The 15,088-nt window shown below is 64.2% G+C and carries 13 protein-coding genes and 4 pseudogenes; 9 read left to right on the top strand and 8 right to left on the bottom strand.

Translation table 11 applies throughout. The annotated features are described in order from the left end of the window. Positions 1-46: 46 nt before the first annotated feature. The 7 genes and pseudogenes from ACF2JD_RS20750 to ACF2JD_RS20720 all read left to right on the top strand — a co-directional run bounded on the left by ACF2JD_RS20750 (position 47) and on the right by ACF2JD_RS20720 (position 8,051). Positions 47-2,458, top strand: a complete 2,412-nt coding sequence (locus ACF2JD_RS20750; protein WP_440988110.1) for a heavy metal translocating P-type ATPase — start codon at positions 47-49, stop codon at positions 2,456-2,458. After that, positions 2,455-2,844 carry a Cu(I)-responsive transcriptional regulator gene (gene cueR, locus ACF2JD_RS20745; protein WP_005323722.1) on the top strand — a complete coding sequence of 130 codons (390 nt, stop codon included), beginning with the start codon at positions 2,455-2,457 and terminating at the stop codon, positions 2,842-2,844. The genes ACF2JD_RS20750 and cueR overlap by 4 nt, the downstream gene beginning before the upstream one ends. Positions 2,845-3,000: 156 nt before the next feature. Beyond that, positions 3,001-4,155 (top strand): GGDEF domain-containing protein, encoded by a 1,155-nt coding sequence (locus ACF2JD_RS20740; protein WP_162627252.1) that lies wholly within the window; start codon positions 3,001-3,003, stop codon positions 4,153-4,155. Positions 4,156-4,185: 30 nt separating this feature from the next. After that, entirely contained in the window at positions 4,186-4,449 is a 264-nt protein-coding gene (locus ACF2JD_RS20735) for a YihD family protein (RefSeq protein WP_025328759.1), read from the top strand. 197 nt (positions 4,450-4,646) lie between these two features. Next, positions 4,647-6,098, top strand: a complete 1,452-nt coding sequence (ccoG, locus tag ACF2JD_RS20730; protein WP_440988109.1) for a cytochrome c oxidase accessory protein CcoG — start codon at positions 4,647-4,649, stop codon at positions 6,096-6,098. A gap of 123 nt (positions 6,099-6,221) precedes the next feature. Further along, positions 6,222-7,211: a serine/threonine protein kinase gene (locus ACF2JD_RS20725; protein WP_111910825.1), complete on the top strand. Its 990-nt coding sequence runs from the start codon at positions 6,222-6,224 to the stop codon at positions 7,209-7,211. 229 nt (positions 7,212-7,440) lie between these two features. Then, positions 7,441-8,051 (top strand): annotated as a pseudogene (locus ACF2JD_RS20720) (thiol:disulfide interchange protein DsbA/DsbL). Positions 8,052-8,120: 69 nt separating this feature from the next. Here ACF2JD_RS20720 and ACF2JD_RS20715 read toward each other — a convergent pair. The 6 genes and pseudogenes from ACF2JD_RS20715 to ACF2JD_RS20690 form a co-directional block, all read right to left on the bottom strand. After that, positions 8,121-9,211, bottom strand: a pseudogene (locus ACF2JD_RS20715) (ABC transporter permease subunit); the annotation flags it as partial. Between the two features lie 12 nt (positions 9,212-9,223). After that, positions 9,224-9,388 (bottom strand): hypothetical protein, encoded by a 165-nt coding sequence (locus tag ACF2JD_RS20710; protein ID WP_440988108.1) that lies wholly within the window; start codon positions 9,386-9,388, stop codon positions 9,224-9,226. Further along, positions 9,349-10,002, bottom strand: a complete 654-nt coding sequence (locus ACF2JD_RS20705; protein WP_440988107.1) for an ATP-binding cassette domain-containing protein — start codon at positions 10,000-10,002, stop codon at positions 9,349-9,351. Before ACF2JD_RS20705 ends, ACF2JD_RS20710 begins: the two co-directional genes overlap by 40 nt. Further along, on the bottom strand, positions 9,999-10,133 hold the full coding sequence (locus tag ACF2JD_RS20700) for a hypothetical protein (protein WP_440988122.1): 135 nt from the start codon (positions 10,131-10,133) through the stop codon (positions 9,999-10,001). The genes ACF2JD_RS20705 and ACF2JD_RS20700 overlap by 4 nt, the downstream gene beginning before the upstream one ends. A gap of 9 nt (positions 10,134-10,142) precedes the next feature. Next, on the bottom strand, positions 10,143-11,321 hold the full coding sequence (gene pncB / locus ACF2JD_RS20695) for a nicotinate phosphoribosyltransferase (RefSeq protein WP_025328755.1): 1,179 nt from the start codon (positions 11,319-11,321) through the stop codon (positions 10,143-10,145). Between the two features lie 101 nt (positions 11,322-11,422). After that, positions 11,423-12,058: a nicotinamidase gene (locus ACF2JD_RS20690; RefSeq protein WP_440988106.1), complete on the bottom strand. Its 636-nt coding sequence runs from the start codon at positions 12,056-12,058 to the stop codon at positions 11,423-11,425. A gap of 74 nt (positions 12,059-12,132) precedes the next feature. On the opposite strand from ACF2JD_RS20690, the gene ACF2JD_RS20685 reads away from it, so the two are divergent. Next, positions 12,133-12,783 (top strand): NrtR DNA-binding winged helix domain-containing protein, encoded by a 651-nt coding sequence (locus tag ACF2JD_RS20685; protein WP_440988105.1) that lies wholly within the window; start codon positions 12,133-12,135, stop codon positions 12,781-12,783. Next, positions 12,780-13,247, top strand: a pseudogene (locus ACF2JD_RS20680) (DUF523 domain-containing protein); the annotation flags it as partial. The gene ACF2JD_RS20685 and the pseudogene ACF2JD_RS20680, both read left to right, overlap by 4 nt. On the opposite strand, the pseudogene ACF2JD_RS20675 reads toward ACF2JD_RS20680, so the two are convergent. Further along, positions 13,208-14,156 (bottom strand): annotated as a pseudogene (locus tag ACF2JD_RS20675) (acyltransferase). The pseudogenes ACF2JD_RS20680 and ACF2JD_RS20675 sit on opposite strands and share 40 nt — an antisense overlap. A 9-nt stretch (positions 14,157-14,165) precedes the next feature. Beyond that, entirely contained in the window at positions 14,166-15,065 is a 900-nt protein-coding gene (locus ACF2JD_RS20670) for an acetyltransferase (RefSeq protein WP_440988104.1), read from the bottom strand. Between the last annotated feature and the right edge of the window lie 23 nt (positions 15,066-15,088).

The raw sequence follows: 15,088 nt of genomic DNA, 5'->3' as shown, positions 1-15,088 counted from the left end.
TTACAGTAAAGGTTAAGGTTTGCTGGTCTATCCGAGGAGGATTGTCATGACCATGCATATTCAACTTCCCGTCAGCGGCATGAGCTGCGCCAACTGCGCCAGCCGCATCACGGCCGCCCTCAACCAGCTCGACGGCGTGACGGCCAGCGTCAACTTCGCGCTGGAGCAGGCAGCCATCGAACTCGGTGACCCGGCTCGTCTGCCCGAGGTCCTCGACAGCATCACGGGGCAGGGCTATGGCTACGGCCATGAGACGATCTCCTTCCAAATCAGCGGCATGACCTGTGCCGGTTGTTCGGCGCGGCTGAACAAGATGCTGGCGGCACTGCCTGGCGTCATCTCGGCCGAGGTCAATTTCTCCCTCGAGCAGGCCCGCATCCTGCTGGTGCCCGGCACCCAGACCCCGGCTTCCCTGCGCACCCATATAGAAGCGCTTGGCTTCGGTGCCCAGCTGGCGCAAGGCTCAGTCAGCCAGCGCCGTCAGCAACTGCTGGCCCGTGAGGAACAGGAGGCCGCCGCCGCCCGCCAGGCACTGACTCAGGTTGTTATTTCGGCTCTGCTCACCCTGCCGCTGCTGGTGGGCATGGTCGCGATGGCCGGACTGTTCCCCTGGCATCTGCCCGCCTGGCTGGAGCTGGTGCTCGCCACCCCGGTGCAGTTCTGGATCGGTGCCCGCTTCTATCGCGGCGCCTGGCTTGCCCTCAAGAACCGCGCCGCCAACATGGATGTGCTGGTGGTGACAGGCACCAGTGCCGCCTACTTCTACAGCCTCTATCTGCTGCTGACCTTAGGCGTGGCTGCCAGCGGCAAGCTCTATTTCGAGGCGAGCGCCATCATCATTACCCTGATTTCACTGGGGAAACTGCTGGAGGCGAGGGCCCGCCGCAGTACCCAGTCCGCCATTCGCGAGCTGATGGCGCTGCGGCCGGACACCGCCACCGTCTGGCGCGGCGAGGCCTGGCAGAGCGTCGCCATCGACGAGGTGCTGCGCGGCGACAGGTTGCGGGTGCTGGTGGGGGAGCGGGTGCCGGTGGACGGCAAGATCCTGAGTGGTGAGAGCGAGCTGGATGAATCCATTCTCACCGGCGAGAGCCTGCCGGTGCCGCGCGCACTGGGGGATGCCGTGCTGGGTGGCGCCATCAACCGCTCCGGCGTGCTGGAGATAGAGGCCACTACTGTGGGGGAAGACTCCAGCCTCAGCAAGATCATCGCCCTGGTGGAGCGTGCCCAGATGGGTAAGGCGCCGCTGCAACAGCTGGTGGACAGGGTCTCCGCCATCTTCGTGCCCGTGGTCATGGCCATCGCCCTGTTCACCCTGCTGGCCTGGTATGCCGCAAGCAACGACTTCGGCCAGGCGCTGCTGGCCGCTGTTGCCGTGCTGGTGATCGCCTGCCCCTGCGCCCTGGGGCTGGCGACCCCGGCCGCCATCGTCACCGGCACCGGGGTGGCGGCTCGCCACGGCATCCTGATCAAGGACGTGGATACCCTGCAGAAGGCCCATGCCATCAAGGCGCTGATCTTCGACAAGACTGGCACCCTGACTCAGGGGCGGCCGGTGCTGGCGAGCTGGAGCGGCACCGACGAACAACTTAGGCTCGCCGCCGCCCTGCAACAGGCGAGCGAGCACCCGCTGGCGCTGGCGATGCGCGAGGCGGTCGGCAAAGAGGTCGTGCTGCCCCAGCCTGAAGCCGTGGAGGTGCGGGTCGGTGCCGGTATTCTCGGTCAGGTGGCTGGGCACAGGGTGGCCATCGGCAATCCCTCCCTGCTGGCTCAGCTCGGCATTGAGCCGCCACAGCAGGATGAAGCGCCCGCCGACGGCGCGACCCGGGTCTGGGTCGCCATCGACGGCGTGGCTGTGGCTATCGCCGCCCTGGCCGATACCCTGCGCCCCGAGAGCCCCGAGGCCATCGCCATACTGCGCCAGCGCGGCATCGCCAGCTGGCTGGTGAGCGGCGATGCGCCGGCACCCGTGGCCCACATCGCCGCCAAGCTGGGGCTGGACGGCGCCTTTGACTCTGTGCTGCCCGCCGGCAAGGTGGAGAAAGTGGAGGCGCTACGCGCCCGTACCCAGGGCCTGGTGGCCATGGTGGGGGACGGGGTGAACGACGCCCCGGCGCTGGCGGCGGCGGATGTGGGGATCGCCATGGGCTCAGGCTCGGATGTCGCCATGGAGACCGCCTCCATCACCCTCATGCGATCTGACCCGCGGTTGGTGGCCGATGCCATCGACATCTCGGCGGCCACCTGGCGCACCATACAGCAGAACCTGTTCTGGGCCTTCGTGTTCAACATCATCGGCATTCCGCTGGCGGCGCTGGGCTATCTCAGCCCCGAGCTGGCGGGGGCGGCCATGGCCCTGAGTAGCATCACGGTATTGAGCAATTCCCTGTTACTGAAACGCTGGCAGCCCAGGGCGGGCGGCCAGCGCCAATCTGAATCGAAAAGGAGCCATACATGAACATCAGCAAGGTTGCCAAGGCCACTGGGCTGTCCGCCAAGACCATTCGCTACTACGAGAGCATCGGCCTCATCTCGGCACCGGTGCGCAGTGACAACGGCTATCGCAGCTACACAGACGGCGCCCTGCGGGAGCTGCGCTTCGTCAAGCGGGCGCGGGAAACCGGCTTCAACCTGGAGGAGTGTCAGGAGCTGCTGGCGCTCTATCGGGACGAGCACAGGACCAGTGCCCAGGTGAAGAAGCTGGCGCAGGAGAAGATCGTCGATCTGCGGGCCCGGATCGCCGGTCTGCAAGCCATGCTCAGCTCCCTGGAGGAGGTGGTGGGGTGCTGCCACGGGGACGCGAATCCACAATGTCCCATCCTCGACGAACTCGAGAAGGGCTGAGGTAGCCCGGGCAGGCCGGGGCGGCCCGGGATCCCGCCTGTGGGGCGCGGCGCACGGCGGATTGGGGGCTGAGTGGCTGCTTAATAGCGGGCGATTGATTGTTGAGCAGGAAAAGGGAGTGTTAAACTGTGCGGCTCTTGTACAGGGAGTACCCAGTTGACCCAGAGTGTGAATCACCAGGTGCGGCGGGCCATCATGGTCCAGCTCTATACCCACGCCTCCTTCAGCCTGCCTTGTCTGGCGCTGCTGGCGATCAGCTGGAGCCTGCTGTTCCACGACTACCTGCCCGCCAGGGAGGCGCTCGGCTGGCTTGGCCTGGTCTTCCTGCTGTTGCTGGGACGCTGGTGGCACCTGCGCTGGCGTCAGCCCAGGTTGACGGAGCTTCCGTTGCCGGTGCTGGAGCGGGAGCTCTTCATCGGGGTGACCATCACCTCCATCATCTGGGCCCTCGGCGTGCTGCTCTACATGGACAGACTGCCGGACACCTACCGCGCCGCCATGATGATGCTCACCAGCCTGATCCTCACCGGCAGCGCCATCATGCTGTTCGGCAGTCGCCGCACCCTCTACGGGGCCGTGCTGCCGCTCGGATTCGCCATGCTGTTCGAGCTCAGCGACGGCAACGAGCAGGAGCGGATCGTCTCCTGCATGCTGGCGGGTTACCTGTTCGTGTTTCTGCCGACCCTGCTGCGCCGGTTGCGCCGGGATCAGGTGGCCTCCCTCTACCACAGTTTCTCCAACGCCGACCTGGTGGCCGAGCTCAAGGCGGTCTCAGAGCATCTCAAGCTCACCTCCCGCCTGGACGGCCTGACCGGCATCGCCAACCGGGCTCACCTCGACGACACCCTGGCGCGAGCCTGGCGCCGCTGTCACAGGGCCAGGGCGCCCCTCTCCCTGGTGCTGGTGGATGTGGACTACTTCAAGCAATTCAACGATCACTATGGCCACCAGCTGGGGGACCAGTGCCTGCAGCAGGTGGCGAGCCTGCTGGCCGAGGTGCTGCGGCGGGAGGACGATCTGGCCGCCCGTTACGGCGGGGAGGAGTTCGCCCTGCTGCTGCCCTGTACCACCTTGCAGGGGGCCATGCAGATCGCCGAACAGGTGCAAACTGCCCTGCGTACCCTGGGCATTCCCCACCACAAGTCCCGGGTATCCGGCCGGGTCAGCTGCAGCTTCGGGGTGGCGACCCTGGTGCCGGATCAGCACAACTCCATCGCCGAGCTTATCCAAAAAGCGGATGCGGCCCTCTATCAGGCCAAGCATAATGGCCGGGATCGTATCGAAGTAGCCTTGATGGGTAAGGTTGCCTGAGTTTCACATGACAGATTAAAGAGGTCGTCTATGCAATGTCATCGTATCGAAGAGCTGCTGGAGCTGCTGCAGCCCGCCTGGATCAAGGAGCAGGATCTCAGCCTGGTGCAATTCATCGCCAAACTGGCGGCAGAGGCCGGCTATGAGGGCGCCCTGTCCGAGCTGACCGACGACATGCTGATCTACCACCTCAAGATGCGCGAATCCGACAAGCAGGCGATGATTCCGGGCCTGGCCAAGGATCATGTTCCGGACTTCAAGGAAGCCCTGCTCAAGGCCCGCGGCATCAAGTAACCCGACCGCCGGGTTGCTGGAAGAGGAAGGTTTCAAGAGAATCTCTAAAAAGGCCCATAGTCAACTGGCTATGGGCCTTTTTTGTTGCCTAAAATTGCGACGGCACTCGAACTATAGATACATTTAACCCACACAATTAGCAGGCTGTTTAAGATATAATCGCCTTCATAACAATATGAGTGGAGCTATGTGCTGCAATGGCCGACCAGGACAAGATCGATATCAAGGATGTGACCGACAAAAACGTCACCGGGACCTTCAATCCCCACACGTTCAAGGCGGGTGATGACAGGTTCAATCCCGGCAACCGCATCTACGTCAGGTCCCAGACCGGCTACTGGCAGCTGGTGCGCAAGGCCATGGGCTGGTTCTTCGTCGCCCTCTTCGTCACCTTGCCCCTGCTGCGCTACGACGGCCGCCAGGCGGTGCTGTTCGATCTGGAGCACCAGCAGTTCCACATCTTCGGCGCCACCATCTGGCCGCAGGATCTGACCCTGCTGGCCTGGGTCTTCATGATCGCCGCCTTCGCCCTCTTCTTCGTCACCACCTTCCTCGGCCGGGTCTGGTGCGGCTATCTCTGCCCCCAGACGGTGTGGACCTTCATGTTCATCTGGTTCGAAGAGAAGCTGGAAGGCGCCGCCAACAAGCGCCGCAAGCTGGATGCCGCCCCCTGGAGTGGCGAGAAGCTGGCCCGCAAGGGCGCCAAGCACCTGGCCTGGATCCTGCTGTCCCTGGGCACCGGCCTCACCTTCGTCGCCTACTTCCAGGATGTGTTCCAGCTGCTGCGTGACTTCTTCACCCTGCAGGCGAGCGGCTGGGTCATCTTCTGGGTGCTCTTCTTCGCCGCCTGCACCTACGGCAACGCCGGCTGGATGCGCGCCATCATGTGCATCCACATGTGCCCCTATGCCCGCTTCCAGTCCGCCATGTTCGACAAGGACACCTACATAGTCGGCTACGACAGCAAACGCGGCGAGACCCGTGGCGCCCGTGGCCGCAAGGCAGATCCCAAGGCGCTGGGGCTGGGGGACTGCATCGATTGCGATCTCTGCGTGCAGGTCTGCCCGACCGGTATCGACATCCGCGACGGCCTGCAGTACGAGTGCATCAACTGCGGCGCCTGTGTCGATGCCTGCGATCAGACCATGGATCGGATGGGCTATCCGAAGGGGCTGATCAGCTACACCACAGAGCACAAGCTGGCCCACAACCAGACCCATGTGGCCAGGCCCAAGCTGCTCGGCTATGGCCTGGTGATGGTCATCATGCTGGGGGTCTTCGTCTACAACGCCATGTCCATCATGCCCATGGGGCTCGACATACTGCGGGATCGCAACCAGCTGTTCCGGGAGAACAGCGAGGGGCTCATCGAGAACACCTATACCCTGAAGATCCTCAACAAGACCCTGCAATCCCAGACCTATCAGCTGGATGTGGAAGGGTTGCCGGAGCACCAGTGGTTCGGCCCGAGGGAAGTGACTCTCAAACCAGGGGAAATCTTCACCCTGCCGGTGAGCCTGGCGGTGGATCCCTTCAACCTGAAGCGGCCGACCCTGGATGTCCAGTTCGTGCTCAAACGGGAAGGAGCCGCACCGGACGACAGCAAGGGCACCCTGCGCCAGCCCAGCAAGTTTATCAGCCGACTCTGAGGGGCCGTCCCGGACGGCTGATCCGGCGTGCCACGGGCGTCCGTGGAATGTTCCGGATCGGGATCATGGGCGGCATTGATTGGCTATCTCGGATAGAATGGGGCGCAACAGCGCCCCTTTCTCATGGTGGATGACATGCGTTTCAACTATTCCGACCTCAATCCCGACCTCATCATGGATGCGATCGATCTCAGCGGCCTGCGCATCGACTCCGGCCTCATCGAGCTCAACAGCTATGAAAACCGGGTCTACCAGTTTCAGGATGAGGAGCGTCGCCGTTACGTGGTGAAGTTCTACCGCCCCGGTCGCTGGAGCCGGGCCCAGATCCTCGAGGAGCACGAGTTTGCCGCTCGCCTGCGTGAGACGGAGATCCCGGTCGCCGCCCCCATCGCCTTTGCCGGCGAGACCCTGCTGGAGTATCAGGGCTACCCCTTCGCCATCTGGCAGAGCGTCGGTGGTCGCCAGTTCGAGGTGGACAATCTGGATCAGCTGGAGTGGGTGGGGCGCTATCTCGGCCGCATCCACAGTGTCGGGGCCAGTCACTCCTTCCACCATCGGGTCCAGCTGGACGTGGAGAGCATGCTGCACGAGCCGCGTCAGTTGCTGGCGGCCGGGGAGTGGGTGCCGAGCGGCCTGGCCAAGCAGTTCTTCGGGGTGCTCGACGAGCTGATCCGGCATGTCTGCGACGCCATGACCCTGGACGTGGCCCGCATCTCCCTGCACGGGGATTGCCACCCCGGCAACATACTGTGGCGTGACGGCCCCCTGTTCGTCGATCTCGACGACTGCCGCACCGGCCCCGCCATCCAGGATCTCTGGATGATGCTGAGCGGCGAGCGCCACGAGCAGCAGATCCAGCTCGACACCCTGCTGGCCGGCTACGAGGAGTTCATGGAGTTCGACCCGCGGGAGCTGGCGCTGATCGAACCGCTGCGAGCCATGCGCATAGTCCACTACATGGCCTGGCTGGCCCGGCGCTGGGAGGATCCCGCCTTCCCCCGTCACTTCCCCTGGTTCAATACGGATCACTACTGGCGCCAGCAGATAGCGACCCTGCACGACCAGCTGGAAGCGCTCAAGGCGCCGCCCCTGACGCTGATGCCGAACTGGTAAGGCAGGCGAATCGCGATACCCGCAGTACGACCAGAAGGATGCGCTCCAGGTACTGCCCCTGACGCTGATGCCGAACTGGTAAAATGGAAGGGATCTTGCGTGGCACCAGCAGGACTCCGGGTCGCTGATCTCCGGCCCTTGCCATTGACGGCGGGAAGGTGACGCAATAGGCTTGGACTGCTTCGGTTCGCCGGGCGTGCCTCACAGTGATCCCTTAACAGGAAACGTCATGAAAAAAGTACTATTTTTCCTCGCTGCCATGCTGATGATCCCCATGGTTCACGCCGCCCCGGAATTCAAGGAAGGCGTCAACTATGACGTGGTCACCCAGACCGGCAGCGCCCAACCTGAAGTGCTGGAGTTCTTCTCCTATTTCTGCCCGCACTGCGCTACCTTCGAACCGATCGTTGACCGAGCTGAAGGCCGGCCTGCCGGAAGGGTGTGCCCCTGAAGAAGAACCCGGTGGCCTTCCTGGGCCGTGAGATGGGCCCGGAGATGCAACGCGCCTATGCCGTCGCCAACCTGCTGAACGTCGAAGGCAAGCTGACTCCGGTCATCTTCGACAAGATCCAGACCCAGCGTCAGGTGCCGCAGAGCCGTGCCGACGTGAAGCAGATCTTCGTGGACAACGGCGTGCCGGCCGAAGAGTTTGACGGTGCCGTCGACAGCTTCGCCGTCTCCGGCATGGTTTCCCAGTTTGATCGCAACACCGAGAGCTACAACATTCGCGGTGTGCCGGCCTTCCTGGTCAATGGCAAGTACCTGGTGAAGATTGAATCCATCACCTCCCAGGAGCAGTTCAACCAGCTGGTGAAATTCCTGCTGGCCAAGAAAGACTGACCTCTCCCGAGTCGATAAAAAAGCCCGCCGGTGCAAACCGGCGGGCTTTTTGTTTTTACCCTCGGTCAGAGCGAAGATGAGCTCGGGCACGGAACGCAGCAGGTTGAACAGCAGCCGCAGCGGCCAGAACTGGCGCGCCGGCCAGGCTGGCCAGCCCCGTGGCCAGCAGGGCGCTGAGCAGTGTGCTCAGCAGCGCCATCTGTACCGTATCAAGAGGCCACCTGCCACCAGCTCAGAGGAAGGGGGCCGACCAGTCAGGTGCTGAAATTCCCGCAGAAGCGCCCCATGCCGCCGAGTGAGAAGCTGAGGGTGCGCCAGTCGAGCAGGGTGAAGGCCCCCAGGCTGGCGAGCAGCAGCAGGGCACCGAGCAGCATGCCGGGGGCGCCGCTGTGGCGTAGCCAGGCACTCAGGCCATCGGCCAGCACCACCAGCGCCACGAAGGCCAGCAGCAGGGTCGCCACCTCGCCACCGGCAAACATGCGCAGGGAGAGATCGAGCTGCTGGCCGAGCCCGCCGGCGCCGACGAAGCCCATGATGACGGAGGCGCGCAGGGCGCACTCCCAGCGATAGATGGTGTAGGAGAGCAACTCCTGGCGCACCGCAGGCAGCACGCCATACCAGAGCGCCTGCAGGCGGCCGCTGCCACTGAGCAGCAGGGCGCGGGCCGGTTGCAGGGCGCCGCTCTCCATGATCTCGTTGTAGACCTTGGCCAACATGCCGCCGTAGCTGACGGCGATGGCCAGGATGGCGGCCAGGGGCCCGAGCCCGGACAGGCGCACGAACAGCAGCGCCCAGATGAGCTCGGGCAGGCTGCGCAGCAGGATGGCGATGAGTCGGCTGAGGGCCCGCAAGGCGCCGCGCAGCGGGCTGGGAACCGGCCCCAGCTCGGCCAGCGACAGGGCACGGGAGCCGAGCAGGGCGAACGGAACGCCGAGCACCAGGGCACCGGCCAGCCCAAGTGTGGCGACAGCCAGGCTCTCCAGGGCAGCGCTCAGGGTCAGGGCGAGGAAGTCAGCATCCAGCCGGGGTGGCCAGCTGGTGGCGAGGAAGTTGCCCATCTGCCGCCAGCTCTGGCCGTCGAACAGGGCGCGCCAGCTGGTGGCATCCTGCCAGAGACCATAGAGCGCCAGCAGCAGGAGCCAGCCCCAGGGACGGCGCAAGGCGCGCCGACGCTAGCACGGCTGCGCCTGCTCTGCGTCCAGGCTGCCCGGCTGCTCGTTGCCATAGAGCTCGGCGAGCATGGCGGGGCTGACCGCCTCGGCGGCGCAGTCGAACAGGATGCGGCCCTGACGCAGGCCTATGATGCGCGGGAAGTGGCGCAGGCAGATCCACCGCATGAAGATTGGTGATCAGCGTACTGCCGCGTGCGGCGGCTTGTGTTGTTGCAGGGTGAGTATGCTGGCTTCGGCCAGCACCGGGATCCAGGGCCGAGACTGGGCTCATCGGGAAGATCAGATTCCGGGTTCTGATCGAGCACCCGGGCGATGCCGACCCGCTGCAACTGGCCGCCGGAGAGCTCGCCGCAGTGCTGCTGCCACTTGTCGGCGAGGCCGAGGCGGGCCAGTTCGGCCCTGGCCCCTTCGGGATCGCAGGGGCGCAGCAGCGAGAGCAGGGCGCGGCCGAGGGACCACTGGCCGAGTCTGCCAGCCAGCACGGCGGTCATCACAGGCTGGGAGGTGGGCAGGGGCGGCTGCTGCCAGACCATGCCGATCCGGCTGCGCAGCCGCTGGCGGGTCCGGGTGGAGAGGGCCCAGGGATCCTGTCCCCAGAGGGCAAGCTTCCCCTCGCCGCGCAGCTCGGTGCCGAGCAGGCGCAGCAGGCTGGTCTTGCCCGCGCCGCTCGGCCCTATGATGGCGACACACTCCCCCGCCTCGATCTGCAGGCGAAGCGGATGCAGTATGCGGCTCTGGCCGATCTGCAGCCCAGCCCCGCTCAGTGCAACGGCGATCACTTCAGCAGACCGGCCTGGGTTGCGGCGGCTTCGATACCCTGATAGTTCTCGGGCTTGGTCTCGATGAAGCGGCTGAGCCGTTGCCGGTCAGGATCTCGGCCTGCGGTGCTCTGCGCAAGATGGCCCCTCAAAAAGGCGCGTTACACCCCGACGTGGAAGGCCTGCTTGAGGTTGCGGATGAAGTCCGCGTCCCGGCACAGGGTCTTGCCCGGGCTGTCGGAGATCTTGGCGACCGGGCCGCCGTTGCACTCCATCAGCTTGAAGACGATGTTCATCGGGCTGACGCCGGGCAGATCGCAGGTGAGCTTGGTGCCGATGCCGAAGCTGGTGTTGATGCGGCCACGGAAGTGGCGAAATAGCTCGACTGCCTTGTCGAGGTTGAGGCCGTCGGAGAAGACCAGCGTCTTGTCTTTGGGATCTATGCCGAGCCGCTGGTAGTGGCTGATGGCCTTCTCGCCCCACACCACGGGGTCACCGGAATCGTGGCGCAGTCCCTGATAGCGGCTGGCCAGCTCGAAATCGAAGTCGCGCAGGAAGGCATCCATGGTGATGCAGTCGGTCAGGGCTATGCCCAGGTGGTTGGTGAACTCGTCAAGCCAGCTGATGAGGGCCGCGCGCTGGCTGTGTTCCAGCGGGAAGCCGAGCTGCTGGTGGGCCTGGAACCATTCGTGGGCCTGGGTGCCCACCGCCGGCAGCCGGTACTTCTGGGCCAGCTGGTAGTTGCTGGTGCCCCGAAATGCCGGCAGGCGCTCCTTGAGGCGGCCCACCACGGCATCCTGCACGGCATGGGAGAAGCGGCGGCGGGTGCCGAAGTCGATGAGGTTGAAATCCTGCATCTCCTCGGGGCTGAGTTCCCGCTCCAGCTTGTCGATCTTCTGGTCCAGCCGCGCCAGGGCATGGCTCACCCCGAACTGGGGATAGCGGAAGCGGTTGCGCATCTCGCTGATGATGGCGAGCACAGGGATCTCCCACAGGATCACGTCCTGCCAGGGTCCCTCGACCCGCACATTGATGCGGCCATCCTGCTCGAACACCTTGAGCAGGGAGGCATCCAGCGGCTTGCGGCGCAGGTGATCGAGGTAATCGGCGGTGAAGAAGGGGCGCTCGGCCAGGAAATCGAGTTCGGAGCCGGTCAGGCGCAGGGAGCCGGCGAGGCGCAGTTGCTCCTCGATCTCGCCCATCATGGGCAGCAGATCTTCCTCGTTGCGGCTGTGGAACTCGGCCACCACCTCGGCATCCGGGTAGCGATGGAACACCGCCTGCTGCATGTGCAGCTTGTAGGCGTCGGTGTCGAGCAGGCTGGTGAGGATAGGGGGCATATCAGGCTCCTCGCAGACGGGTGAGCACGATGACGCGCCCTTGCTGCATAGGTAAGGTGCAGGCGCCGGTATCGAGTTGGCGGGTGAGGATCGGCGACATATCAGGCGTCCAGCAGGCGTTGTACATCGATCAGGGTCTGGGCCAGTACGGCACCCGCCTCGATCATCTGGGTGTGGGCGCTGGCAACCGTCTCTGGGGCTATGCCACGGCAGGCATCGAGGTGCACTATGACCCGCAGACCGGCACGGCGCAGTTGCAGCACACTGGTCTTGACGCAGTAGTCGGTGGCGAGGCCGCCCACCAGTACTGTGCTGACGCCCCGGGCTTGCAGGAATTCGATAAGCCCTGTGCTGCGCCGCTCGGCCAGGTCATGGTAGCAGGCGCCATAGGGATGCAGGTCCGGCTCGACCCCCTTCCAGACGAAGAAGTCATAGTCGATGGGGGCGGGCAGGCCATCGAGCAGCTCGAAGCCAGGAGTGCCTGGTACGCAATGGGTCGGCCAGGTGAGATCGGCGTTGGGCAGGTCCAGCGGTTGCAGCATGGCGGCGGGGGTTGTCACGACCCAGGCGGCGTTCGCGGGGTGGGCGTCCTTGCTGCCGATCCGCAGGCTGGCGAGGGCGGCTTGCGCGTTGAGAGCGGCCACTATGTCAGCCCCGCCCGCGACGGGCAGCTCGTTCGGGCAGAGGGGGGTAAAGCCCTTCTGCGCATCTATATCCAGGCTGGCGATGGTTCCCATGGGTGGCTCCTGCACATAATATTCTTGTGATATTATCTACCAAACATTATTAGAAGGCGAGCAGGTCGACCAGGATGCCGAGAATGAGTCTGGATATGGTGGTGCTGCGGTTGAACGAGGAGCGGCTCGAACTGCTCCTCGAGACCCGGGATCGCCCCCCCTTTAACCACTGCTGGCAGTTGCCGGCCCTGCGCATCGACGAGACCCGGGATAGGGATCTGGATGCCGCCCGTCACCGTCTGCTGGGGGAGTGGGGGCTGGGTCATTGCTACAGCGAGCAGGTCTGTACCCTCGGCAATCTGGAACGGGATCCCCGTGGCTGGTCCACCACCCTGGTCTATCTGTGTCTGGTGGAGCCGGAGGCGGAGGCCGTGCGAGGGCATTGGCACCCGCTCTCGGCCCTGCCTAGCCTCGACCTTGCCTTCGATCACGGCCAGCTGGTCGTCATGGGGCTGGAGCGGCTGCGCATCAAGAGCCGCTACAGCACACTGCCGCTGCAACTGCTGGGGGCCGAGTTCACCCTCTCCGAGGTGCAGCGGGCCTTCGAGATAGTCCTGCAGACCCCCATGAACACGGCGGCGTTTCGCAAGCGGATCCATCGTGCCGACATCCTGGTGGATACCGGCCGCAAGCGTACCGGCAAGCAGCGTCCCGCCATCCTCTACCGGCTGGAGAGCCCCTGCTGCGTGATGTTCGATCAGGTGATGCATGGAGCGGAAGCATGAATAAAGCGCCGCCCCGGGTACTGGTGAGTGCCTGCCTGCTGGGGCAGCCGGTACGCTACGACGGCCAGAGCAAGGGGATCCTCAGCGACTGGCTGAATGCGCTGGGGGCCGAGGGGAGGGCGCTGGCGTTTTGCCCCGAGGTGGCGGGCGGCTTGCCGACCCCGCGTCCGCCCGCCGAGCGGCAGGGAGAGCTTGTAGTGACCGAGAGCGGGCTGGATGTGACCGCCGAGTTCGATCGCGGCGCCGAGCTGGCGCTCGGGCTCTGCCTGGCGCAGGGCATTCGCTTTGCCCTGCTCAAGGAGGGGAGCCCCTCCTGCGGCAGTGGCCGCATCTACAACGGCCGCTTCGAAGGCGTTTCCATGGCGGGTGAGGGCAAGACCACGGCCCTGCTGCGCCGTCACGGCATTCAGGTGTTCAGCGAGGATCAGTTGCCAGAGCTGGCTCTGGCACTCTCCCTGGCGGCCACCGCAGCGGGGCTCCTGAGCTCGCTGCCACCCTTCCAGTACCTCGTCCTTCTCCTGCCAGCGCTGGTTCAGCCACGCCTGAAAACCGCGCTTGAACTGCTTGTCGTTGAAGTAGTCACCCACCAGCGCCTCATCCACTGGCAGCTCCTCGATGCGCACCTGAATGCGCTTCATCCGCCCCATCAGGAAGTCCTTGAACGGCGTTTCGCTGTTGTCCGGGTAGCGGATGGTGACGTTGATCAGGCTGTCGAACTGCTCCCCCATGGCCGCCAGCGTGAAGGCGAGCCCCGCCGCCTTGGGTGGCATCAGGTGGCGGTGGCGGGATCGGATCGCCTCTCGCTTCGCCTCGGTGAAGCGGGTCCCCTCCACAAAGTTGATGACTGTGGTGGGGATGTGGCGAAACTTCTCGCAGGCGTTGCGGGTGGTCTCTATGTCCTTGCCCCTCAGGTGCGGGTTGCGCAGCAAAAACTCCCGTGAGTAGCGACGCATAAAGGGCATGTCGAGCCCCCAGCAGGCGAGCCCCAGCAGCGGTATGTAGATGAGCTCGTGCTTCATGAAGAACTTGGGCACCGGCAGCCTGTCGCGGAACAGGTGGCCCAGCACCACTATGTCGGTCCAGCTCATGTGGTTGCTGATGATGAGGTACCAGCCATCCTTGCGCAGCCGGGTGTCATCCTCGAGCTGCCAGTCGATGCGGGTGGTGAGGCGGATCACCAGGGCGTTGCAACCCAGCCACAGCCTCATGAAGCCATTGTTGAGCCGGCTGCAGGCGCGGCCAAAGGCCGGGATGGGCAGCAGCAATTTCGCCAGGGAGACCAGCAGGATCAGGCTGGCGCACAGGGCGGTGAACAATATGGTCAGGCCGGCGCTGATGAACAGCACCAGGGGGCCGGGGAGCAGGCTTAGCATGGGCGTCGTTTACTGCGTCTTGTCCGCCAGCAGCTGGTTCAGGGTCTGGTCTTTCTCGCGCCAGATCCCGTTCAGCCACTGTTGAAACTCTTGTTGGAACTCGGGGTCATTGAAGTAATCCCCCACCAGATTGCGTTCGATCGGCAGAAAGCGGACCCGAACCTTGATCTCCTTGACCCGACCGCACATGAAGTCCCAGTAGCTTGGGACGCCGCCCGGATAGGCGATGGTCACATCCACCAGCTTGTGCAGTTGATCCCCCATGGCCGCCAGAGTGAAGGCGATGCCGCCTGCCCTCGGGTGCAGAAGGTGGCGATAGGGGGCGCCCTGTTTATCGTGCTTGTGGGCGGTGAAGCGGGTGCCCTCCACGAAGTTCATCACACTCACCGGAATGTGGCGGAACTTGGCACAGGCCTTGCGCGTCGTTTCTATGTCTTTTCCCTTCAGATGCGGCTTCTTTTCCAGCAAGCTGCGTGAATATCGCCGCATGAAGGGGAAGTCCAGCGCCCACCAGGCCAGACCGAGAAAAGGTACCCAAATCAGTTCTTTCTTGAGGAAAAACTTCAGGAAGGGGATTTTTTGATTAAAAATCCGCTGCAGTACCAGTATGTCGACCCAGGATTGATGGTTGGCAACCACCATATACCACTCATTCCGGCGCCCTTTGTCCACTCCGACCACCTCGAAAGGGGTTCTGATGATGGTTTTCTGGATCAGATTGTTGAAACCTATCCAGCAGCTGGCACAGCCGTCCAGCAGGGCGTTGCAGAGGGTACGCCAGCCCTTGAGCGGCAGCAGCAGCTTGACGAGGCCGAGCAGCAGTATGGGGACAAACCAGAAGAGGGTGTTGAGGAAATAGAGCAGGGTCGAGAGGCAGCCGCGCAGCCGCTCTATCAGCTTGTTGTGCATGAATCGGATCCGTTTTCGTGTCT

The organism is Aeromonas ichthyocola (genome assembly GCF_046087985.1).
Classification (GTDB): domain Bacteria; phylum Pseudomonadota; class Gammaproteobacteria; order Enterobacterales; family Aeromonadaceae; genus Aeromonas; species Aeromonas rivipollensis.
Note: the sequence above shows the minus strand (reverse complement) of the source record. Positions and strands in the feature narration are given on the sequence as shown.

Bases quoted from the DNA above. Each gene is read 5' to 3' on its own strand.
- ACF2JD_RS20685 (WP_440988105.1), top strand. From the start codon at position 12,133: ATGCCGAGAATGAGTCTGGATATGGTGGTGCTGCGGTTGAACGAGGAG.
- ACF2JD_RS20735 (WP_025328759.1), top strand. From the start codon at position 4,186: ATGCAATGTCATCGTATCGAAGAGCTGCTGGAGCTGCTGCAGCCCGCC.
- ccoG (WP_440988109.1), top strand. From the start codon at position 4,647: ATGGCCGACCAGGACAAGATCGATATCAAGGATGTGACCGACAAAAAC.
- ACF2JD_RS20750 (WP_440988110.1), top strand. From the start codon at position 47: ATGACCATGCATATTCAACTTCCCGTCAGCGGCATGAGCTGCGCCAAC.
- pncB (WP_025328755.1), bottom strand. From the start codon at position 11,321: ATGCCCCCTATCCTCACCAGCCTGCTCGACACCGACGCCTACAAGCTG.
- ACF2JD_RS20725 (WP_111910825.1), top strand. From the start codon at position 6,222: ATGGTGGATGACATGCGTTTCAACTATTCCGACCTCAATCCCGACCTC.
- ACF2JD_RS20710 (WP_440988108.1), bottom strand. From the start codon at position 9,388: ATGCGGTGGATCTGCCTGCGCCACTTCCCGCGCATCATAGGCCTGCGT.
- ACF2JD_RS20670 (WP_440988104.1), bottom strand. From the start codon at position 15,065: ATGCACAACAAGCTGATAGAGCGGCTGCGCGGCTGCCTCTCGACCCTG.
- ACF2JD_RS20690 (WP_440988106.1), bottom strand. From the start codon at position 12,058: ATGGGAACCATCGCCAGCCTGGATATAGATGCGCAGAAGGGCTTTACC.
- cueR (WP_005323722.1), top strand. From the start codon at position 2,455: ATGAACATCAGCAAGGTTGCCAAGGCCACTGGGCTGTCCGCCAAGACC.